The following is a 21,648-nucleotide window of genomic DNA, read 5'->3' as shown; positions in this document are numbered from 1 at the left end:
GTCCTCTTCGGAAAACCGCGTCGTGCAGGTCATGTGGGAGCGAGCCTGCTCGCGATGGACGTTAACGATGACGCGTGCTTTCTGGATGCCCGCGTCGCCCTCTGGTCCATCGCGAGCAGGCTCGCTCCCACAATGGATCGTGGCTTAGCGAATACCGGCGCCGGCCAGGGATTCCGAAGACCATTGGGCCTTGGAGAGCGGCTCGATGTACTTGATGCCGCCGTAAGGGCCGACCACACCGTTGATGTTGTACGAACCACCGACCAGGTCGTAGATCATGAAGGGCGTGGAATCCGGAACCTGCTTGTCATAGCTCTGGCTGAGGAAGGCGAAGGAACCGCGATACAGCTGACCACGGGCGTCATATTGATCCGAGGCCAGAGCGGTCCAGCTGTCTTCGTCGAGGTAGAAGCGGCGCTTGGCGTAGATGTGACGGGCACCGGCCTTGAGGTTGCCTTCGACGACCCACACGCGGTGTTTTTCCCAGCGTACGAAGTCAGGCGACAGGTGATTGGCGGTGGTCAGCGACTTCGGATCCTGGACGTAGGTCAGTTTGTAGGTGTTGTAGGGCACGATCATTTCCTGCTTGCCCACCAGTTTCCAGTCGTAGCGGTCCAGCGCACCGTTGAACACGAACACGTCATCGTAGGTGCCCGCGCCGGCGGTACCCGGGTTAGGCGTGTCGTACGCCAGGCTCGGCGCCAGTTTCACCCGACGCTGCCCCGGCAAGTACTGCCAGGCACGACGCGGCTGCTGCAACGGGTTGGCGGCGTCCTTGAGCATGATCGCCTCGCCGGCACGGCGCGCAGGGCCGGTGTACGCCAGCTTCATCTGGTAGTAAACGTCGGCGCTGCTGATCGGCTGCGAGAGGTTTTCATAGATCGGGTAGGAGATGTTCGCTTGCCCGGTGGTCGCCAGGCTCGGCACACCGGCGGAGTCGACGTTCCAGGAGTCGTACTTGGAGCTGATGCTGACGCCCTGGTAGCGCAACAGGAAGTTCCACATCGCTTCATTGCCGGACTGCGGAATCGGGAACGGAATGCCCGGCAGCACGTTGTCGATGGCCAGGCCACCTTCGAGGGACTTGGCGCCGCTGGCGTTCTTCACGCCGTTATCCAGAATCGCTTGAGGCAGCGAAACGGTGCGGTGCGTCGGGAACACGTCGACACGGAACGTCGGGAAACGCTTGGCCAGTTCTACCGTGGTTGCCGTGAGCTGCCCCTTGTATTGATCGACGTTCTTGCCGTCGATCACCAACAGCGGCTTTTCGCCGGCAAACGGATCCGGGCGCATGCTGTCGCCGGCTTTGAAGCTAGCCGGCGCGGTGGTCAGGCCACCGTTGTAGGCGGGAATGGAGCCATCGGCGTTCCCGGCTTTTTCGGCGCCCACCAGCGTCAGGCTGGTGCCCAGCTTGGCAGCTTCCTGAGTTGAAACAGCAGCCTGTGCCTGGGCGGCAAAGACCATGGCCAGCGAAGCGGCCAACACGGTTTGAACAAATTTCATCTTGTTATTCTCCTGCTTGCTTTGAGCAAATCAGTGGTGAATCAGAATGTTGTTTTCATCGTCAGGTACACGGCGCCACGGTCCTCGGTCGTGGCACCACCGCCGGAGAAGGACGAGTAGCCGCCGGCGTAGCAGGCGTAGTTTTCGTTGCCGCTGAATGCGTTCGGGGTGGAGCCGTCGCCGCCGTTCGGGCCGGTGCTCACACCGCTGACGTTGCACTTGTCGGTCTGGCCGAAGGAGTCCACGTACTTCAGGTCGATAAAGTATTTGTTGTACACAATGGCGCCGACGCCCACGGCATAGTTGCCGGTGTCCTTGGCACCGCCACCGGAGACCGGCGACACACCGTCGAGACCGACGTTGACGGACATTGGTGCGTTGAGGTCGACACCGGGGAAAACCTGGTACCAGGTCGGTGTGAAGTTGACTGCCAGACCCCAGTTGTCACGGGTCGGCGCGTCGATGCCGCGATAACTGTCCTTGCCCTTGTAGAGCGCTTCGTTCTTGCTATCGAGCTTGAGCAGGTTGCTGTAGTACAACTCGGCCAGCACGGTGGCCTGATCGAACACCGGCGTTTTCGGCAGGGTCATCAGACCGTTGAGCGTCCAGTGCAAGGTGTCGCCTGTGGCGCTCATGCTGTCGCCACGGCTCGGGGTGTCGTAGACCACACCGGTGGCATCCGTACGTGCAGGCAGCAGACCCAGACCTTGACCCAGGCCCAGCGGGCTGCGGGTACTGACGATCGCCGGGATACTGGCCAGCGGCATGTTGTGGCGAACGTTCAGGTCCGAACCGACGCTGATCCCGCCGACATCCTTGGACAGGCTCAGGCCAAGGATCTTGATGTTGTCGGCATAGGCCAGTTGATAGGTGGCGGTGTCCAGCGAATTGAGGGTGTTGATCACCGCAGGCACTTGCCCTGCCGGGCGGGTGCCGTTCGGGTTGGCCGAAGTAATGCCCCTGGCGTCCAGATAGGCTTGCGGCAGGATTTCCGAGGTTTCGCGGTAGTAAACGCCGAGGGTGCCATCCAGCCACGCCGGCGACCACTTGGCCATGACGCCCCAGTCGCCGCTGTCATGTGGCGTCAGGTCCTTGCCGCGACGCACATTGGTCAAGGCGTTGCACGGCGCCAGGCCACAACCCAGCGGGCTGCCCGGTACCACGGCGTTGGTGTTGCCCAACAGGAACGATTGCGCGCCGAAGCCGACCAGGTCGGAACCGCCGTAATAGGTGCCCGCTTCCGGCAGGCGCGCGGCATCCCAATTGAGGAAGTACTGGGCACCCACGGTCAGCTCGGGATTGACGGTGAACGTCATCGACAGCTGGTTGCGCGGAACGAACAGTTCCTTGGCCTCGGTACCCGGCGACGCGGCAAGCTTGGCCAGGTCGAGGCCGGACTGGCCATAGCTGACCGAGTGCACCGGGTTGAGAATGGTCTCGCCCCAGAACACGTTGTGCTGACCGGCCTTGGCGCTGAACATCGACTCCTCGCCCACTTCGGTGCTGTAGAACACGAAGGCATCGAGGATTTCGCCCGAAGGACCGCTGTAGTAGCGCTGGGCATAGTTGCTCAGGTGCGGGCTGCCGTTGCCGACGTTGTCACGGGTGACCCCGGCCAGGCGCGGGTCGTTGGCAATCAGGCCCGAACGCGCATCGTTGCCGTTGACGAACGGGTTGGAATTGGAGCCGGTGTTGTCATAGGCCTTGTCGTACCAGCTGGCGGCGCTGACGCGAAAACCCATGGCGTTCTTGTAGACCACGTCCATTTCGGTCAACAGGTCGATACGGTTGGTGATGTTGGTGCCGGCCTTGCGGAAGTTGTAGTCGCCGTCGTTGTTGTTCGGCGTTCCCAACATGCGTTTGTCGGCGCTTTCGGTGCGCACGCCATAGTTGTACTTGATGGTGTTATCCACCCGTACGTTCCAGTCCGGATTCCCCGTCTCGATTTCGGCCCCATCGGCCACCGGCACGGTTGCCGCGAGAATGGCCGAGGCCAGCAAGGTGTAGCGTGGAGCGGTGAAGCCGTGACTCTTGTTGTTGTGCATTGCGTTGTCTCCGCCTTTTTGTATTTGTTTTTAGCGCAGCCGCCCTCACGCAAGCCTCTTCGGGTTTGCGTTTAAGGAATGAGGGCAAATGCCGGTGGCGTACTGCCAGTCCAGCTCCTTGTACTAGCGGTCCAGCTCCAGGATGAGTGCTTCGGCTTGCGGCCAGTGGCCAAATCCTGCGGCCGGATTGAGGTGACCGACATCGCCCAGATTGAGCAATTCGGCGCCCCAGCCTTCTGCCATGCGGGTGACCGCAGGCAGCGTGGCAAGGTGATCGTTGGTGCTGCCGGCGACGATGCTGCGAAATGGCAGCGGACCTTGTGGCAGAGGATTCCAGCCCTGGCTACGCAGGGTTTCGGAAGATGGATAGTTTGCCGGCCAGACCGCATCGAGGTCCGGTGGCGCGGCCAGCAAAGCGCCCTTGATCGGACGGCTGTAGTGCGCAGCCCAGTGCGCGACCATCAGTACGCCGGCACTGTGGGCCACCAGAATCACCGGCCCGTCGATCTGCTCGAGTTCGTGCTGGATGGCCCGCACGCGAGCCATGCAATCGAGCTTGTCGGTCTCCAGCGGCGGGACGCTACGCACGTTGCTCAGCCTGGCTTGCAGCAACGTTTGCCAATGTTCGGCCACGTGCTCGCGCAGACCTGGAACGATCAGAACGGTGGCGGCAGTTTGCAGTTTGTCCACGGTCAACACCTTCGCTTTCTCGATAACTCGACTGGCTGTTTGCGCCAGGGGCTTTTTGTAGGGTCGACATTAAAGAGCGCCCACCCGAAGCGCTTTACATTGGACGTCAGGCACTTTTCTTTTGACGACAAATTGTCCGACACTCAGACGCGTGACCGCCGGTCTAAAAACCCCGCAGGTTGGCGCAGGGTCACTGTAATCAACGGATGAGCGCTGATGGCTCCCTGCAGCGTAGAAGATGGGTGAGCGCACAGCATGAAAACCATCGACGACATGACAACTGTTCAACTGTTGATACGCTGGATATAGTCGCCACGCTCACGCCAATCGCCATCGGCACAGGGAAGCCCCTCGCATGACCAAGCTTGTTCGCGCCGCCGTCTTGACCAACTACCTTGAGGTCACCCAGTACCTGGGTTTCAACCCGCGCGACGTGCTGGCCGCTGTCGGCCTGAGCAGGGCCCAACTGCTAGCCCCTGAACACCGCATCCAGATCGATGCCGCCGTACGCCTGCTGGAAGACTCGGCCACCGCCAGCGGTTGCCAGACCTTCGGCCTGAGCATGGCCGAGTCGCGCCAGCTCTCGGACTTCGGCGTGGTCAGCCTGTTGCTCAGCCACCAGCGCACCCTGCGCGATGCCTTGCAGGTCGTGGTGGATTACCGACACCTGATGAACGACTCGCTGGCCATCTTCATCGAAGAGGCCGGCAAGATGGTGATCATTCGCGAAGAGGTGGTCACCGAAACGCCCATGCCAAGCCGCCAGGCCACGGAGCTGGCCATCGGCGTGATGTTCCGGCTGTGCTCGGCCCTGCTGGGCAGTCACTGGCACCCCTACAGCGTCAACTTCATGCACCAGGCACCGGACAACCTGCACCTGCACCGCCGGCTGTTTGGCTGCAAACTGGAGTTCGGCAGCGAGTTCAACGGCATCGTCTGCCCCGACATCAGCCTCGACATGACCAACCCCAACGCCGACCCGGCCATGGCCCGCTACGCCCAGAGCTACCTCGACTCGCTGCAGGGCCACGAAGGCACCTCGATGCTGTTCGAAGTACGCAAGGCGATCTACCTGCTCCTGCCCATGGGGCGCGCCACCATCGAACAGGTCGCCCAGAGCCAGGGCATGAACGTGCGCACCCTGCAACGCCGCCTCAAGGACGACGGCTGCGCCTTCAACGACGTGATCAACGATGTGCGCCGTGATCTGGTGCTGCGTTACCTGGACAACCCGAACTACTCGCTTAGCCGCATTGCCGACATGCTTGGCTATTCGATGGCGAGTTCGTTTACGCGGTGGTTTATCAGTCAGTTCGGGATGCCGCCGGCTTCATGGCGTGCGCAAAAACAATCCACAGCAAAACCTGGCGCAGGCCCGAAAGAATCCTGAGTCGAGCACACAAAAAAAGGTTCTTCATGTAGGAGCCAGCCTGCTGGCGATGGACTCAAGTGCGCCGCGTTGACCCAGGTCACCCGCGTTATCGTTAACGACCATCGCTGGCAAGCCAGCTCCCACAAGGGACCGCGCCCACGCTGAAACTGTAGGAGCCAGCCTGCTGGCGATAGACTCCAGTGCGCCGCGTTGATCCAGGTCACACGCGTTATCGTTGACGACCATCGCTGGCAGGCCAGCTCCTACAGGGGACCGCGTTTATCCAGCCCATACGCGTCATCGTTGACGACCATCGCGGGCAAGCCAGCACCTACAAGCGACCGCGTCCGAGTCCAAACCAGTGAAAGCAAAAAAAACGGCGACTGCTGGTACAGTCGCCGCGAAAGACCGGTGTTTGTGACACCGGTCGAGAGCCCCACGGCATGAGGAGTCAACGCCGTGTGGCCCTGCCATAAAACCTGTGCGTGATGAAGCGTTCAGAGCCCCCAGCGCAGCAGCAACAGCACCAGCACGACGAGGAACACCGTCTCCCCGACCATCAGCAGGATCGGCTTGATCCCGACCGCCGCCAGCTCACGCAAGCGGGTCTTCATGCCCAGGGCACTGATGGAAATCACCAGGCACCAGCGCGACAGTTCGTTGACCGTGCCTTGCACCGCAGGCGCGATCCATCCAGTGCTGTTGATGCAGGCCAGGATCAGAAAGCCGACGGCGAACCACGGCAACAGCGGCGGGCGCTTGCCGGTCGGGTCGGCGCCTTGCATGCGGGTGATCATGGCGGCGGTGACGATCACCGGCAGCAGCATGGCAACACGCATCAGCTTGACCACCGTGGCCGTGTCGCCGGTCTCGGTCGACATGCTGTAGCCGGCGCCGACCACCTGGGCTACGTCGTGGATCGTGGCGCCGAGGAACACGCCCGCCACCTGCGGCGATAACTCTAGCCAGTTGGCGATCATCGGGTAGACGATCATCGCCAGGGTCGATAGCGCCGAGACGCCGATCACAGTGAACAGTGTGGCCCGCTCTTTCTGCGGATGGTTCGGCAGCGCCGCTGCCAGTGCCAGGGCCGCCGAGGCGCCGCAGATGGCGGTCGCGCCACCGGTGAGCATGCCGAACAGGCGCTGGAAACCCAGGGCCTTGGCCGCGACCACCGAGACACTGATGGTCACCACCACCAGGATCACCACCAGCGCAATCGGCTTCCAGCCCAGCGCGGCCATTTGCTCCAGGGTGATGCGCATGCCCAGCAGCGCCACGCCAATGCGCAGCACGGTGCGGGCGGTGAACTCGATACCGGCCTTGCACGGACCGTCATCGGCGAGAAAATTCAGCGCCATGCCCAACAGCAAGGCGAACAGCATGACCGGCGCACCGTAATGCTCGGACAGGAACGACGCGGCGGCCGCCACGATCAGGCTGACGATAAACCCCGGTGCCAGTTCGCGCGTGCGACTGTGGATGCGGGTGAGAGCAATGGCGCTCATGGCGCGGCCTCCTCGGAAACGATGACGATAAACGCCTGGCCGTCGATGATCTCGACCGGGTAGTTGGTGACTTTGACTTGCCTGGAGTTGAGCAAGTAGCCGCTGTGCAAATCGAAGCGCAGACCATGGGCGCAGCATTGAATCACCCGGCCCTCAAGACGCCCGCCACACAGCGAAGCGCCCTGATGCGGGCAGCTGTCGTCGATGGCAAACAGCTGCCCGTCGACGTTGAACAACGCCAGGCTTTTGTCCTCGAATTCGAACAGCGCCCGGCCACCGGCCTGCGGGTGTTTGCCGGCCGGCACGGGAATGCGTCGGGTCATGCTGGCTGCCGCTCGCGATCACTTTCCTTGAGGGCCTCGTTCATGGCCCCGAGCAACGCCTGAGCAGGTTGTGCACCGATCACCGTCATGCGGTTGTCGAACTTGAAGCTCGGCACGCCACTGGTCGCGCCGGGAGCCCCTTCAAACGGCGTGGCATCGCCCTTCAGGCAATCGAGCAGCCCGTCCGGAGCGACGCCGCAGGAGCGGGCAATGGCCAGCAAGGTCTCGCGGCAACCGAGGTTTTCGCGTCTCAGGAAATAAGCGGCGAACAGTCGTTCGAGCAACATTTCACGCTGACTGGCATTGCCCAGTTCGCTGACACGCTCGAACAAACGATGGGCGTCTGCGGTGTTGGGCATCGTCTCGATACGGCTGAGGTCGATGGCCAGGCCGACCGCACTGGCCGCCTGCTGCACCTGCTTCTGGCGCATGGTCATGGCGTCGGCATTGCCCAGGCGCTTGCGGTAGAAATCGGCGAAGGGTTCACCCTCTACCGGTATCTGAGGCAACAACTGCACGCCATGCCACACGGTGGTGATCTGCACGTCCGGGTGGCGACTGCGAAACTGCACCTGCGCATGCTCCAGTTGGCGTTTGCCGATCAGGCACCAGGGGCAGATAAAATCGAAAAACACATCAATACGTAAACGACGACTCACAACTTCACCTCTAAACCCGCTTCACCGACAGGGTCAGGCACGCTCTGACCCTGAAGCCGGGCAATATCTTTGTGGTAGTGACACTTGGCATAAAAGAACACCGCCGCCGCCGCGAGGCTGACCAGTGGCACCAGTTGAAACGCGGCATGCAAGCCGATGAGATCGGACACCCGGCCGGTGATGAACGGACCCGGTGCCAGCCCCAGCATGTTGTTGGCCAGGGTCAGCGTGGCGAACGCCGTACCGTGCACCGAGTAATGGGTCAGGTTGGCAACCATCGCACCGGCGGGGCCTGTGGTGCCGGTGGCAATCGCCATGCCCAGGCAGATCAGCAGCAGTTGCACTGGCCCTGCCTGCAAGGCAAACGCCGCCGACAACAGCAGGCAACTGCCCAGGCAGAAGCCGATGGCCAGGCTGACCTTGCGCTCCGGCGAGTTGCGACACAGGCGATCGCTGAGCATGCCGCACAGGATCATGCCCGCACCGCTGCACAACACGATGATCGCCGCCATGCCGCCGGCCTTGTCGGTGGGCATGTCGTAGTAGCGGTTGAGGTAGCTGGGAATCCACACCATCACCGTGCCGCCGACGAACAGCTGCAAGCCGCTGGCGATATAGGTCGACACCACCGAACGGCTGGACCACAGCGTGCGCAGCGGACGCTTGACCGCGGCAGCTGTCTTGTTCGCAATCTGCGCGGCACGTTGTGGCGCAATGCGCGCCTCCTTGACGATGAGCGGATAAATCAACGCCAGCACCAGGCCAAACAACGACATGCCGGCGAACGACCAGCGCCAGCCGAGCTTGGCGGCAATCGCACCACCCAACGCCATGCCCAACACCGAACCGAACATCCCGCCCGCCATGAAGGCACTGGCCAGGGTGGCCCGCATGTGTTTGGGGAACACCGAAATCACCACCGCGATGCCCACGCTGCCGTAGGCGGCTTCGCCGACACCGACCATGAACCGCGCGATGAACATCTGCTGGTAGTCCTGCGCCAGCGCGCAACCCAGGGTCGCCACGCTCCACAGAAACGCCATCAGCGCCAGGCTCTTGACCCGGCCGAAACGGTCGGCCATCAACGACAGGGGAAACGTCAGCAGGCCGACCATCAGGGCGACGATGCCGCTGAGCAGCCCCAGCTGTCCGTCGCTCAACGCCCACTCAGTCTTGAGCAGGGGGAATACCGCGTTCAGTACCTGACGCGACATGTAATCGGAAATCAACAGGCCGAACGTCAAGGCAAAGACGATCCAGGCATATTGGCGCGCAACGCCGACTCCGCTGGAGTCGTCATCGTCAGCGGCTATTGGGTGAAAGGCCATGCAGCCTCCTCAAGAGCTTTGTTTTATTTTTGTTATCAAGCGTGTAACGGTCAGGCGGACGAGAGGTCACGGCCTCTCGTCCCGACCCTCGGTCAACCGCGTTGCGGTACACCTTTTTGCCCAGCCTTGCGGTTGGGGGCCATGCCGTTGGCCAACAGGGTTTCTTCGATGGTTTCGTACTGCACGCCGATGCGGTAGATCTCGCGGGCTTCTTTGCCGGTGGCGATTTCGCGGCCCAGTTCGTGGGCGATGCGCACGGTCTGCCGGATCTGTGCCACCGAGCCGAAACGATCGCCCTTGTGATCAATGATAGTGTCTTCATTGCCCACGCGCGGGTGCATGCCCATGGCCATCGACATGGTGTTGAACGGCATGACGTTCTTGAGCAGCGATTCGGAGGTCAGGGTGCAACCGTCCGGCGCGCGGTGGATGAAGTTGAAGAAGTTGAACGGGTTCGGGCCGTCGAAGCCGCCGCCGATGCCGATCCAGGTCAGGTTCAGCGGGCCCTTGTAGATGCCCCTGCGCACCAGGCGCTCGAGGGTTTCCATGGCGTGCATGCCGGTCAACTGGAAGTGCGGCTGGATGCCGTTGTCCATCAGGCGCTTGAGGTGCTCGGCAACCCAGGCAGGGCCGGCCGGTACGGTCATTTCGCTGTAGGCAGCCTGGGTCAGCGGATTGGCCAAGGAAGTACCTTCCAGGTATTCCGGATACAGCAGCTCCATGATGTTCATCTGGGTGGTGTTGATCGCCACGGTGACCTGATCCGGCTTGGGGGTCAGCTCGGCCAGCATGTGACGAGTGTCGTCCGACAGCCACTTGGCCGCTTCGCCATCGCTTTCCGGGGCGAAGGAAATCGAACCGCCGACCTGGATGATCATGTCCGGCACGGCTTCACGCACACCGGCAATCAGCTCGTTGAATTTCGACAGGCGCTTGGAGCCCTTGCCGTCCAGTTCACGCACGTGCAAGTGCAGCACCGTGGCACCGGCTTCATAGCATTCGACCGCTTTCTGGACTTGCTCGTCCATGGTCAACGGGATGTCTTCCGGGAAGTCTTCGGGCATCCACTCCGGGCCGTACGGGGCCACGGTGATGACTACCTTTTCCATGTTTTCCGGGTGCAGCGAATCGTCGAAGAATTGCATGGTCTACTCCAGTTCTTATGATTGTCCCGCCCACCCGGAGTCGAGCCGGGTTGGCGTGTTTACGAGTGCGAATGCGCGAGTGCGATGCCGGTGGCGTTCGATCAGAACGTCTTGTCGCCGATGATCCCGGCACGTTCCATCTTGCGATGGCACGGCGGGTAATCCATGACGGCGTAATGCTGGGTACTGCGGTTGTCCCAGATGGCGATGCTGTTCGGCTTCCAGCGCCAGCGCACCTGATACTCGGGGATGTACGCCTGACTGATCAGGTAGCGCAGCAACTCGCCGGCGCCAGGGTTGGCGTCCTGGCCGAAGCGCACCCGCTCAGGGGTGTGGTAGTTGCTGAAGTGGGTGGTGAACGCGTTGACGAACAGCACTTTCTCGCCGGTTTCCGGATGGGTGCGCACCACCGGGTGCTCGGCGTCCGGGTACATCGCCTTGAGCGCCAGGCGTTTTTCAATCGGCATCGCCGCACCGAAGCTCGCTTCGATGCTGTGGCGGGCACGCAGGTCAGCGATCTTGACCTTCACGTCTTCCGGCAAGTTCGCATAGGCCTGGACCATGTTGGTCCACATGGTGTCGCCGCCCACTGGCGGGCATTCCACGCAACGCAGCACGCAGCCCATCGGCGGTGCTTCGCGCCAGGTGGCGTCGGTGTGCCAGGCGTTTTCATAGCGATCCATCGGCTGGTCCGGATTCTTGTAGATCCGCACCAGCCCCGGATGATCCGGATCACTGCCGGCCACCGGATGATCTTCCAGCTCGCCGAAGCGTCGGGCGAAGGCCACGTGCTCGGCGCGGGTGATGTCCTGATCGCGCAGGAACACCACGCGGTGCTTGAGCAACTGAGCACGAATCTCGGCAAACAGACCGTCGTCATGCACCGCGTCGGCCAGGTTGACGCCGATCAGTTCGGCGCCAATGCTGCAGGTCAATTGTTCGACTTTCATGGCTGGCCGCTCCTTAAACGACGAAAATCGAAGAGCCGGTCGTCTTGCGCGATTCAAGGTCGCGATGGGCCTGCACCGCGTCCTGCAAGGCGTAGTGCTGGTTGATCTCGATCTTGATCCGGCCGCTGCCGACGTGGTCGAACAACTCGCCAGCCAGGGCGGCTTTTTCGGCCGGGTCGCTGATGTAGTTGGCCAGGGCAGGACGGGTCAGATACAGCGAACCTTTCATCGCCAGCATCACCGGGTCGAACGCCGGGATCGGTCCGGATGCGGTACCCACGCAGACCATCAGGCCACGGGGTTTCAACGAATCCAGCGAACCCATGAAGGTGTTCTTGCCAACACTGTCGAACACCACGTTGACGCCCACGCCGTCGGTCAGTTCGCGAACGCGAGCGGCGACGTCTTCATGGCTGTAATTGATCGTATGGTCACAACCGTGAGCCCGGGCGATTTCCGCCTTTTGTTCGGTCGACACCGTGCCGATCACGTTCAGGCCCAGCAACTTGGCCCACTGCGAAACGATCAGGCCGACACCGCCGGCAGCGGCGTGCAGCAGGATGCTGTCGCCGGCCTTGAAGTCGTAGATGCGTCGCATCAGGTACGAAGACGTCAGGCCGCGCATGGTCATCGCAGCAGCGGTTTCGAAGCTGATGGTTTCCGGCAGCTTGATCAGCGGCGCGGCCGGGATCAGGCGCTCGGTGCTGTAGGCGCCGAGGGTATTGAGAAAACCGGTGTAGGTGACGCGGTCACCGACCTCGACGTTGGTGACCCCTTCACCAACCGCCTGGACCACGCCGGAAGCCTCGACGCCCATGCCATTAGGCATAGGAATCGGATAGGTACCGTTACGGAAATAGGTGTCGGCGTAGTTCAAGCCAACCGCCACATGACGCAGACGAACCTGGCCTGGACCGGGTTCGCCGACTTCGACGTCCTCGTAACGTAGAACTTCGGGACCACCGGTTTCATAAAAGCGTACGGCTTTGGCCATTTTCTTATTCTCCAATCTGCAATATGGGCGTGTTGCATCGAATTGCGCTGATTGGACTGTAGGACGCGGCCTGTTGTGACGCTTCTCATCAGGCGACAATGGCTTTTCATTTCATGACAGGTAGGGCCGCTCCCGGGCAACGAGCAAAATGGCCAATGCCGGCAGGATGATTTTGTACATGTGTTCCTCCCTCCCGCTGAAATGCCGGCACAGGGCGCGGCAGATTCACTCTAGCCAGTCCCATCGTCACCTGCGCTATCATCGCCCGCCTCGATGCCCCAAGAGCCTTGACCCCGGATGTCCGAAACACTGCCACTGCCCGATGATCACCCAGCCCTGCCGCCGGTCCTGGCGGGCCCGCTGCTGCGGCGCCTTGAGCCCACGCGGCTGGTGCTGTGGCTGGTGGGTTCCAGGGCGCTGGCGCTGACCTTGCGCCTGCAGGGCGTCGGTGACATCCGCCTCGATCGCGGGCAATGCACGGTGATTGCCGTAGGGGCTCATGCCTTTGTGCACTTGATCGACGTGCCACTCGATTGCGCCCTGCCCTGCGACGAGTCGATCGACTACGACCTGCTGATCGACGGTGCAGAAAAAGGCATCGCCGACTGGGCGCCGCACCTGCTGTACGGCGATGCCCCTTGCCCGAACTTCGTCCTGCGCGCACGGGTCGATCAATTGCTGCACGGTTCTTGCCGCAAGCCTCACCACCCGGCGGCAGACGGCTTGCTCTGCGTCGACCGGTTGCTGGCGCAGGAACATGCAGCCACGGATCGCCCGGCGCTGTTGATGATGACCGGCGATCAGGTCTACGCCGACGATGTCGCGGGGCCGATGCTGCGGGCGATTCACGCCTTGATCGAGCGTCTGGGCCTGTTTGGCGAACACCTCGAAGGCGCCGTGGTCAGCGACAGCGCCAGGCTCTACGAACATCCGGCCAGTTACTACCACCGTGCGGATCTGCTGCCGGCGCTGCAAAGCAATGAAACCCTGCGCGAGCGTTTCTTCGGCGGTGCGCGCAAGCCGATCTTCACCAGCAGCAGTGCCGACAATCACCTGGTGACCTTCGCCGAAGTCATGGCCATGTACCTGCTGGTCTGGTCCCCTGTGCCCTGGACTCTGATAGCCCCCCAGGCACCGACGCTGACACCGGAACGGCTCAAGCGCTACACCCTTGAACAGACACGCATCGATGTCTTCACGGCCGGCCTTGGCAACGTCGCCCGGGCACTGGCGCATCTGCCGACGCTGATGATTTTCGACGACCACGACATCACCGATGACTGGAACCTGTCCGCCCAATGGGAGGAAACGGCCTACGGCCATCCGTTCTCCCGGCGCATCATCGGCAACGCACTGCTGGCGTACATGCTTTGCCAGGGCTGGGGCAACAACCCGGATGCCTTCGCTGCCCTGCTGCACAAGGCCGGTGCGTTGAGCGCCAGCACACAGGAGCGCCACCTCGACAGCAGGGTTCAGGACGATCTGATCGATGATCTGCTGAAATTCCAGCACTGGCATTACGTGCTGCCGACCACCCCGGCCATGGTCGTGATCGACACCCGCACCCGGCGCTGGCGCAGCGAAATGAACCTCAAGCAGCCTTCCGGCCTGCTCGACTGGGAAGCCCTGAGCGAACTGCAACAGGACCTGCTGGACCACCCGAGCGCGATCATCGTTTCACCGGCGCCGATCTTCGGCGTCAAACTGATCGAAACCGTGCAGCGGGTCTTCAGCTGGTGCGGTTATCCACTGCTGGTGGACGCGGAAAACTGGATGGCCCATCGCGGCGCGGCCCAGGTGATACTGAATATCTTCCGCCACTCGCGCACGCCGGGTAACTACGTGGTGCTGTCGGGCGATGTGCACTACTCCTTCGTCTACGAAGTGCTGATCCGTCACCGCAAGGCCGGGCCACGCATCTGGCAGATCACCAGCAGCGGCATCAAGAACGAATTCCCCGCCACCCTGCTCGAATGGTTCGACCGCATCAACCGCTGGCTGTACTCACCACGCTCGCCACTGAACTGGCTGACCAAACGTCGACGCATGCGCATCGTGCCGCATGTCCCGGAACACGCCGAAGCCGGAGAGCGGCTGTGGAACTCGGCGGGGATCGGGCAGGTGTTCTTTAATGAAAAGGGTCAGCCGCAGGACATTTTTCAACACAACGCCAATGGCTCACCAAAGACACGAATGGTTGCGCCGGAGGGTGAGTACTAAAGGTATAACCCCTGTGGGAGCGAGCTTGCTCGCGATGGCGGCGTATCAGTCGACATTGATGTTGGCTTTGAGTCCGTCATCGCGAGCAAGCTCGCTCCCACAGTGATCCTCGTCAGGCACATAGGTAGAGGCAACTCGGCATGGACCTCACCCGCACCCTGATCATCGGCAACTCCGGCTCCGGCAAGAGCTGGCTGGCGCAGCGGCTGGCCGAGCAATTGCGTGAGCCCTGGACCGATCTCGACCGGATTCACTGGCTGTCCGACGAACACAGCATCGCTCGCCCCCGAAATGAAGCGCTGGGAATGGCACGGATCGCGGCCGATGAAGAGCGCTGGTTGATCGAAGGCGTGTATGGCTGGATCGCCAGCGAACTCCTGTCACGGGCGACTGCGCTGATCTGGTTGAGCCTCGGGGACGAGGATTGCGTGGCCAACATTCGCCGACGGGAAACACAGGATGACGAACGGTTGGTGGCCTTGCTGGAGTGGGCGGGCAGTTATCGCAAGCGTGATGATTCAAGTGGATTTGCTGCGCATCAGCGGTTGTTCGAAGGCTTTACCGGTTCGAAAATTCAATTGATGGATTGGAAAGAAATCACCGACTTCGCTTCAGAAGTAGGAACAATACCTATCAGTTAAGGCACAAAACCTGTGGGAGCGAGCTTGCTCGCGATGGCGATTGCACAGTCAACATCGTCGTTGACAGACTCTCCGCTATCGCGAGCAAGCTCGCTCCCACAGGATTTGCGGTGCGCACGGCCTTATCCGATCGGCATCACGCTGTAGGGCCGTGTTTCAAGCCTCTTTCACCACACCACTCACCCCCCTGACAATCATCTCCACCTCCCGCTCATCCAGAGTCAACGGCGGTAGCAGACGAATGGTTTTCCCCCGCGTGACGTTGATCAGCAAGCCATGATCCCGCGCAGCGATCAGGCTCAGGTCGCGGATCGGTTGCTTGAGTTCGATGCCGATCATCAGCCCCAGACCACGGATCGCAATGACGTTCGGGTTGTCCGCCAACTCGGTGCGCAATCTGTCGAGCAGCCGCGCGCCCTGGAGCCGTGCGTTTTCCAGCAGCCCTTGTTCTTCAACGATATCCAGCACGGTGCACCCGACCCGGCAGGCCAATGGATTACCGCCGAAAGTGCTGCCGTGGCTGCCCGGCGTGAACAATTCGGCCGCCTTGCCACGGGCCAGGCAAGCGCCGATGGGCACGCCGTTGCCCAAGCCTTTGGCCAGGGTCATGACGTCCGGAACGATGCCTTCGTGCTGGAAGGCGAACCACTGGCCGGTGCGGCCGATGCCGGTCTGGATTTCATCGAGCATCAGCAGCCATGAGCGCCGATTGCACAGTTCGCGCACGGCCTTGAGATAACCCGGTGGCGCCAATTGCACGCCGCCTTCGCCCTGGATCGGTTCCATCAATACCGCCACGATCCGCGAACCGTAAGCCTGTTGCACCTTGTCCAGCGCATCGAGGTCGCCGAACGGCACTTTGACGAAATCCCCCGGCAGCTGGTGGAACCCCAGGCGCACCGCCGGGCCGTCGCTGGCCGACAAGGTGCCGAGGGTGCGCCCATGGAACGCGTTCTCCATGACCACCACCAGCGGCTGTTCGATACCTTTGTGCCAGCCGTGCAGCCGGGCGATTTTCAATGCGGTTTCGTTGGCTTCGGCCCCGGAATTGTTGAAAAACGCCCGGTCCATGCCCGCCAGCCGCGTCAGTTTCTGCGCCAGCCGTTGTTGCCAGTCGATGCTGTAGAGGTTCGAGGTGTGCAGCAGCAACCCGGCCTGCTCGGTGATGGCGGCGACGATTTTCGGGTGGGAGTGGCCGACGTTGGTCACCGCCACACCGGCGACCGCATCCAGGTATTCGCGACCGGCCTGATCCCACAGGCGAGTGCCCAGCCCCTTGTCGAAACTCAGGGCCAGGGGTTGGTAAGTGCTCATCAGGCAGGCGGCGGTCATGACATCAAGCTCCAGCAAGGGTCGGTGTTTTTGCAGTATGGTTAGCCACCTGAGCTGGATAAACGCTGTAGAACTTCAATCATTTAAAAGCTGGGCTTGATAATGGATCTGTTCCAGGCAATGAGCGTTTACGTGAAAGTGGTGGAGACCGGCAGCATGACCGCCGCCGCTTTTCAGTGCGACATGTCCACGACCATGGTCGGCAACCACCTCAAGGCCCTGGAAGAGCGCCTGGGTGTGCGCCTGCTCCATCGCACGACGCGGCGTCAGCGGCTGACCGAATTCGGCGTCGCCTATTACCAGCGTTGCCAGGAAGTACTGGGTCTGGTGGCCGATTCCGAGCGTCTGGCCGAGCAGGCCCTCGACGAACCGAGCGGGACGCTGCGCATTACCGCTCCCCTGACCTTCGGCACCGAACGCCTGGCGCCGGCACTGAGTGAGTTCAGCCGGCAAAACCCGCGGGTGAAACTCGACGTGGTACTGACCAACCGGCGCCCGGATCTGCTGGAAAACGGCCTGGACGTAGCCTTTCGCCTCGGCGCGCTGGAGCCCTCCAACCTGATCGCCCGCCCGCTGATCGACTACACCCTGACCATGTGCGCGTCACCGGACTATCTGGCCCGTCGCGGCACACCGCAAACGCCTGAAGACCTGCGACACCACGACTGCCTGTCCTTTGCCTATCCGGCCGGGGATGACTGGCAATCGGTGCAAAAGGAATGGCGCCTGGCCGGTCCCGAGGGCGAAGTCAGCGTGGGGGTCAGCGGGCCGATGCTGATCAACAGTTCGGCCGGTTTGCATCAGGCGGCGCGGACCGGCATGGGCATCGTGATGATGCCCGACGCCCTGGTCGAGCAGGACCTCAAGGACGGAAAGCTGTTGGCCTTGATGCCCGATTACTGCCCGCCCAGCCGGCCGATGCACCTGGTCTATGCCCAGGATCGCCACCGTTTGCCGAAACTGCGACGCTTCGTCGAATTCGCCGTACAGATGTGGGGCAAGCACTAGTCGGTCGAACAGGCATGCAGTCGCTGATCGCCATTTACCTCCCCGCCTTCACCAGCACCGGCTGTTCCTGATAACGATTCGGGTACAGCTGCTTCAACTGCGCAACCTTCGGCAAATCATTGATCACGATGTACGGATAGGTCGGATGCTCGGTCAGGAAATCCTGATGTTCCTCCTCCGCCGGGTAGAAACCGTTGAAAGTTTCAAGTTTGGTGACGATCGGCTTGTCGAAGGCATGGGCGGCGTCGAGCTGGGCGATGTAGGCCTGTGCGACCCGCTGCTGCTCGGCACTTTTGGTAAAGATCGCCGAACGATACTGGGTGCCGGTGTCCGGTCCCTGGCGATTGAGTTCGGTCGGGTTGTGCGCCACTGAGAAGTAGATTTGCAGCAAGGTACCGTAGCTGACCTGGCTCGGATCGAAAGTCACTTCGACAGACTCCGCATGGCCGGTATTGCCGTTGCTGACACGCTCGTATTGCGCCGTGTTGGCCGCGCCACCGGCGTAACCGGAAACCGCATTTTTCACACCTTTGACGTGCTGAAACACCCCTTGCACACCCCAGAAACAACCGCCGGCGAACACCGCCGTTGCGCTTTGAGCCTGGGTGGTTTCATCGAGGGCCGGCGGCGGAATAACGACGGCGTCTTCAGCACCACTGAGAGAGAACGCCGAGCATGTACCGATAACGCCAACGGTGGCCAGTGCCAACAGCGTACGGCGCCAGGTGAGCAGGTTTTTCATGTAAGGAACTCCTGAATGATCCAAGGGGGCAGGCAGTCAAAAATCAGACGGTTCGGGGCTCGAACTTCATCGCCAGGCCGTTCATGCAGTAGCGCAGGCCGGTGGGTTTCGGGCCGTCATCGAAGACATGGCCCAGATGCCCGCCACAGCGCCGGCAGTGCACCTCTTCGCGGACCATGCCGAACGCACGGTCCTGACGGGTGGCCACGGCCTTGTCCAGCGGTGCCCAGAAACTCGGCCAGCCGGTGCGGCTGTCGAACTTGGTGGCCGAGGAAAACAGCGGCAGATCGCACCCGGCACAGACGAAGGTGCCGTCGCGGTGCTCGTTGTTCAGCGGACTGCTGTAGGCCCGTTCGGTGCCCTCTTCGCGAAGGATCTCGTACTGCTCGTTACTGAGAATCGCGTGCCATTCGCTGTCGCTGTGGGTCACTTCGAATGTTTCCGCTGCGCTGGCCTCACTGATCAAGGCCGAGCCTGTGGAAAACTTCGGCAACAGGCCGATCGCCAGAGCTGCAACGCCCAGCCCGCTGCTCGCCAGAAGAAATTGCCGTCGTGAAAACATGCTCGCCTCCAAAAATCCAGGGGTGTTTCATGGAACACAGCCTAGGCTTTGGGTGATCGCCAAATCCTCACGGGAAGTTAAACAATTCGTGATAACTCGGGCGCTGAAAAACCCGCACAATGCATAACGCCAACCTTGAACACTGCTATTCCTGTGGGAGCGGGCTTGCTCGCGAAGGCGGAGTGTCAGTCGATGGTGATACTGGCTGACCTGACGCTTTCGCGAGCAAGCCCGCTCCCACAGTTTTTCTTGAACATAAGCCGAATGGCATGTGCTCATTGCACCGAAGGATTGATCTGGATGGAACAAACCAAACGCGTCCTCGTGGTCGAGGACGACCAGCACATCGCCGACCTGATCTGCCTGCATCTTCGCGATGAGCAGTTCGAGGTGGTGCACAGCGCCGATGGCGATGAAGGCATGCGCCTGCTGCAGCAAGGCAACTGGGACGCACTGGTCCTCGACCTGATGCTGCCCGGTGTCGACGGCCTGGAAATCTGCCGCCGCGCCCGGGCCATGGCGCGCTATACGCCGATCATCATCACCAGCGCGCGCTCCAGCGAAGTGCACCGGATTCTCGGCCTCGAACTGGGCGCCGACGACTATCTGGCCAAGCCCTTTTCCATGCTCGAACTGGTGGCACGGGTCAAGGCGCTGCTGCGCCGGGTCGATGCCATGGCGCGCAACCTGAAGATGGACGCCGGCAGTCTGCTCACCGACGGCCTGGCGATCGACCCGATCACCCGCGAGGTGGCCCTCGACGGACGGCGCCTGGACCTCACGCCCCGGGAGTTCGACTTGCTGTACTTCTTCGCCCGCCAGCCCGGCAAGGTGTTTTCGCGCATGGACCTGCTCAACGCCGTGTGGGGCTATAGCCACGAAGGCTACGAGCACACGGTCAACACCCACATCAACCGCCTGCGCGCCAAGATCGAGGCCGATCCGGCGCAACCTGTACGCATCCTCACTGTCTGGGGCCGCGGCTACAAATTCGCCACCGGGGAGGAGCCGCAGCCATGAGGCTGACCCTGACGCAACGCCTGTCCCTGGTGTTCGCCGTGCTGCTGCTGGTGTGCTGCGGCACGTCGGCGTGGATGCAGGTGCGCTCCAACCAAATGCATGAACAGGAAGTGGTGCAAGGCTTGTCCCGGGACCTGGCGCAGCACATCGCCAGCGACACGGTGCTGATGGACACCCAGGGCCTGATGCCCAATGCCGTGCGCGATTTGTTCAGCAAGCTGATGCAGGTCAACCCCAGTGTCGAGGTGTACCTGCTCGACACCGAGGGCAAGATTGTCGGCAGTGCCGCGCCCGAGGGCCGGATCCGTCGGGAGCGGGTCGACCTCGCGCCGATCCAGCGCCTGCTACGGGGCGATCCGCTGCCGATTCCCGGCGACGACCCGCGCAGCGTCGATGCGCGCAAGGTGTTCAGCGCAGCACCGCTGAAGGTGGATGGCAAGCCGGTGGGCTATCTCTACGTGGTGCTGCTCGGTGAGGATCACGACCGCCTGGCCGAACGCGGTGCAACCAGCGCGGCGCTCAACACAGCGCTGCTGTCCATCGGCCTGGTGGCATTGCTGTGCCTGATTGCCGGCCTCACCGCGTTTGCCCTGATCACCCGGCCGTTGCGCCGCTTGACCGAAACCGTCAGCCAGTTCGACATCGATGGCGTACCGGTCACGCCGGCCCTGCCCGTCGCGGTGGAAAAAGCCGCCAGCCACGATGAAATCGCCGTGCTCGATGCCGCGTTTCGGCAGATGCAGGCCCGCCTGGGCGAACAATGGCGTTCGTTGACCCGCCAGGACCAGGAGCGCCGCGAACTGGTGGCGAACATCTCCCACGACTTGCGCACGCCGCTGGCCTCGCTGCACGGCTATCTGGAAACCCTGTCGCTCAAGGACGCCACGCTGTCCCCTGCCGACCGCCGTCGCTACCTCGGCATCGCACTGGACCAGAGCCGCAAGGTCGGTGGTCTGGCGCAGTCGTTGCTGGAACTGGTGCGGCTGGAACACGGCTTCGTGCAGCCGGTGCTGGAGCGTTTTTCCCTGACCGACCTGGCTCAGGACATCTTCCAGAAATTCGAACTCACCGCCGAAGCGCGCCAGGTCGAACTCAAAGCCACGTTCGCGCCAAACGCCTCGGCGGTCTGCGCGGACCTCGGCTTGATCGAGCGGGTGCTGACCAACCTGTTCGACAATGCCCTGCGCCATACACCGTCAGGTGGAGACATCGAACTGGGCCTGCGCCCGCAAGGGGCATTCATCGAAGTCACGGTCAGCGACACCGGCCCGGGCATTGCCCCGCAATTGCGCGAAGGCTTGTTCCTGCGCCCGTTCAACATCGGCGGCGCACGGCGTGATGGCGGGCTGGGGCTGCGGATCGTGCATCGCATCCTGCAATTGCACGGGCGCGATATTCAGCTGATCGATGTGCCGGGACGGGGGGCGACCTTTCGGTTTTCGTTGCCGATCGATGAAGAGACAGCGTTGGCGCTGGCGGTGCGGTCGATGAACCTAAATACACCGAGGCAGGCCTGACAGACCGCGGCGCCTGCTTCGCGAGCAAGCCCGCTCCCACATTTGGAATGCATTCCCCTGTGGGAGCGGGCTTGCTCGCGAAGAGGCCG

19 protein-coding genes are annotated in these 21,648 nt (G+C 62.1%); 6 read left to right on the top strand and 13 right to left on the bottom strand.

Annotated elements, in window-relative coordinates; genetic code table 11:
* Positions 1-144 precede the first annotated feature (144 nt).
* From KSS91_RS05340 to KSS91_RS05330, 3 genes are all read right to left on the bottom strand, one after another.
* Positions 145-1,503 (bottom strand): DUF1329 domain-containing protein, encoded by a 1,359-nt coding sequence (locus KSS91_RS05340; protein WP_217837266.1) that lies wholly within the window; start codon positions 1,501-1,503, stop codon positions 145-147.
* Between the two features lie 41 nt (positions 1,504-1,544).
* Positions 1,545-3,548, bottom strand: a complete 2,004-nt coding sequence (locus KSS91_RS05335; RefSeq protein WP_217837265.1) for a DUF1302 domain-containing protein — start codon at positions 3,546-3,548, stop codon at positions 1,545-1,547.
* A 123-nt stretch (positions 3,549-3,671) separates the two neighbouring features.
* Complete coding sequence (locus KSS91_RS05330; RefSeq protein ID WP_015093602.1) at positions 3,672-4,238, bottom strand: RBBP9/YdeN family alpha/beta hydrolase; 567 nt, start codon at positions 4,236-4,238, stop codon at positions 3,672-3,674.
* A gap of 355 nt (positions 4,239-4,593) precedes the next feature.
* Between KSS91_RS05330 and KSS91_RS05325 the strand changes: the two genes are divergently transcribed.
* Positions 4,594-5,628: an AraC family transcriptional regulator gene (locus tag KSS91_RS05325; RefSeq protein WP_217837264.1), complete on the top strand. Its 1,035-nt coding sequence runs from the start codon at positions 4,594-4,596 to the stop codon at positions 5,626-5,628.
* 479 nt (positions 5,629-6,107) lie between these two features.
* Here the strand turns inward: KSS91_RS05325 and KSS91_RS05320 are convergent, their stop codons facing one another.
* The 7 genes from KSS91_RS05320 to KSS91_RS05290 all read right to left on the bottom strand — a co-directional run bounded on the left by KSS91_RS05320 (position 6,108) and on the right by KSS91_RS05290 (position 12,517).
* Positions 6,108-7,118: a YeiH family protein gene (locus KSS91_RS05320; protein WP_102674826.1), complete on the bottom strand. Its 1,011-nt coding sequence runs from the start codon at positions 7,116-7,118 to the stop codon at positions 6,108-6,110.
* Entirely contained in the window at positions 7,115-7,441 is a 327-nt protein-coding gene (locus KSS91_RS05315) for a Rieske (2Fe-2S) protein (RefSeq protein WP_015093598.1), read from the bottom strand. Before KSS91_RS05315 ends, KSS91_RS05320 begins: the two co-directional genes overlap by 4 nt.
* Entirely contained in the window at positions 7,438-8,100 is a 663-nt protein-coding gene (locus KSS91_RS05310) for a DsbA family oxidoreductase (protein ID WP_217837263.1), read from the bottom strand. The genes KSS91_RS05315 and KSS91_RS05310 overlap by 4 nt, the downstream gene beginning before the upstream one ends.
* Positions 8,097-9,428 (bottom strand): MFS transporter, encoded by a 1,332-nt coding sequence (locus KSS91_RS05305; protein ID WP_217837262.1) that lies wholly within the window; start codon positions 9,426-9,428, stop codon positions 8,097-8,099. Before KSS91_RS05305 ends, KSS91_RS05310 begins: the two co-directional genes overlap by 4 nt.
* A 92-nt stretch (positions 9,429-9,520) precedes the next feature.
* Positions 9,521-10,573, bottom strand: coding sequence for a beta-keto acid cleavage family enzyme (locus KSS91_RS05300; protein WP_095965801.1), 1,053 nt, complete (start codon positions 10,571-10,573; stop codon positions 9,521-9,523).
* Positions 10,574-10,674: 101 nt separating this feature from the next.
* Entirely contained in the window at positions 10,675-11,523 is an 849-nt protein-coding gene (locus KSS91_RS05295) for a TauD/TfdA dioxygenase family protein (protein WP_007979208.1), read from the bottom strand.
* Between the two features lie 13 nt (positions 11,524-11,536).
* Positions 11,537-12,517, bottom strand: coding sequence for a quinone oxidoreductase family protein (locus KSS91_RS05290; protein ID WP_015093595.1), 981 nt, complete (start codon positions 12,515-12,517; stop codon positions 11,537-11,539).
* A 297-nt stretch (positions 12,518-12,814) separates the two neighbouring features.
* Here KSS91_RS05290 and KSS91_RS05285 point away from each other — a divergent pair, with 297 nt between their 5' ends.
* Together KSS91_RS05285 and KSS91_RS05280 are read left to right on the top strand one after the other, a co-directional pair.
* The gene (locus tag KSS91_RS05285) at positions 12,815-14,737 is read left to right on the top strand and encodes an alkaline phosphatase D family protein (protein ID WP_217837261.1); all 1,923 of its coding nucleotides are present in this window, start codon (positions 12,815-12,817) and stop codon (positions 14,735-14,737) included.
* Positions 14,738-14,877: 140 nt separating this feature from the next.
* Positions 14,878-15,378 carry a P-loop NTPase family protein gene (locus KSS91_RS05280; protein ID WP_217837260.1) on the top strand — a complete coding sequence of 167 codons (501 nt, stop codon included), beginning with the start codon at positions 14,878-14,880 and terminating at the stop codon, positions 15,376-15,378.
* Between the two features lie 156 nt (positions 15,379-15,534).
* Here the strand turns inward: KSS91_RS05280 and KSS91_RS05275 are convergent, their stop codons facing one another.
* A complete protein-coding gene (locus KSS91_RS05275; RefSeq protein WP_217837259.1) occupies positions 15,535-16,710 on the bottom strand; it encodes an aspartate aminotransferase family protein in 1,176 nt (391 codons plus the stop codon).
* 102 nt (positions 16,711-16,812) lie between these two features.
* On the opposite strand from KSS91_RS05275, the gene KSS91_RS05270 reads away from it, so the two are divergent.
* A complete protein-coding gene (locus KSS91_RS05270) occupies positions 16,813-17,718 on the top strand; it encodes a LysR family transcriptional regulator (protein WP_217837258.1) in 906 nt (301 codons plus the stop codon).
* A gap of 34 nt (positions 17,719-17,752) precedes the next feature.
* On the opposite strand, the gene msrA is transcribed toward KSS91_RS05270, so the two are convergent.
* A complete protein-coding gene (gene msrA, locus KSS91_RS05265; RefSeq protein ID WP_217837257.1) occupies positions 17,753-18,460 on the bottom strand; it encodes a peptide-methionine (S)-S-oxide reductase MsrA in 708 nt (235 codons plus the stop codon).
* Between the two features lie 43 nt (positions 18,461-18,503).
* Positions 18,504-19,022: a peptide-methionine (R)-S-oxide reductase MsrB gene (gene msrB, locus KSS91_RS05260; protein ID WP_217837256.1), complete on the bottom strand. Its 519-nt coding sequence runs from the start codon at positions 19,020-19,022 to the stop codon at positions 18,504-18,506.
* Between the two features lie 300 nt (positions 19,023-19,322).
* On the opposite strand from msrB, the gene KSS91_RS05255 reads away from it, so the two are divergent.
* Positions 19,323-20,042 carry a response regulator transcription factor gene (locus KSS91_RS05255; protein WP_116581040.1) on the top strand — a complete coding sequence of 240 codons (720 nt, stop codon included), beginning with the start codon at positions 19,323-19,325 and terminating at the stop codon, positions 20,040-20,042.
* Positions 20,039-21,559: a sensor histidine kinase gene (locus tag KSS91_RS05250; protein WP_217837255.1), complete on the top strand. Its 1,521-nt coding sequence runs from the start codon at positions 20,039-20,041 to the stop codon at positions 21,557-21,559. The genes KSS91_RS05255 and KSS91_RS05250 overlap by 4 nt, the downstream gene beginning before the upstream one ends.
* Positions 21,560-21,648 lie beyond the last annotated feature (89 nt).

The sequence above is a fragment of the Pseudomonas azerbaijanorientalis genome, assembly GCF_019139795.1.
GTDB classification, from domain to species: Bacteria; Pseudomonadota; Gammaproteobacteria; order Pseudomonadales; family Pseudomonadaceae; genus Aquipseudomonas; species Aquipseudomonas laurylsulfatiphila.
This window is presented reverse-complemented; position numbering and strand designations above follow the sequence as displayed.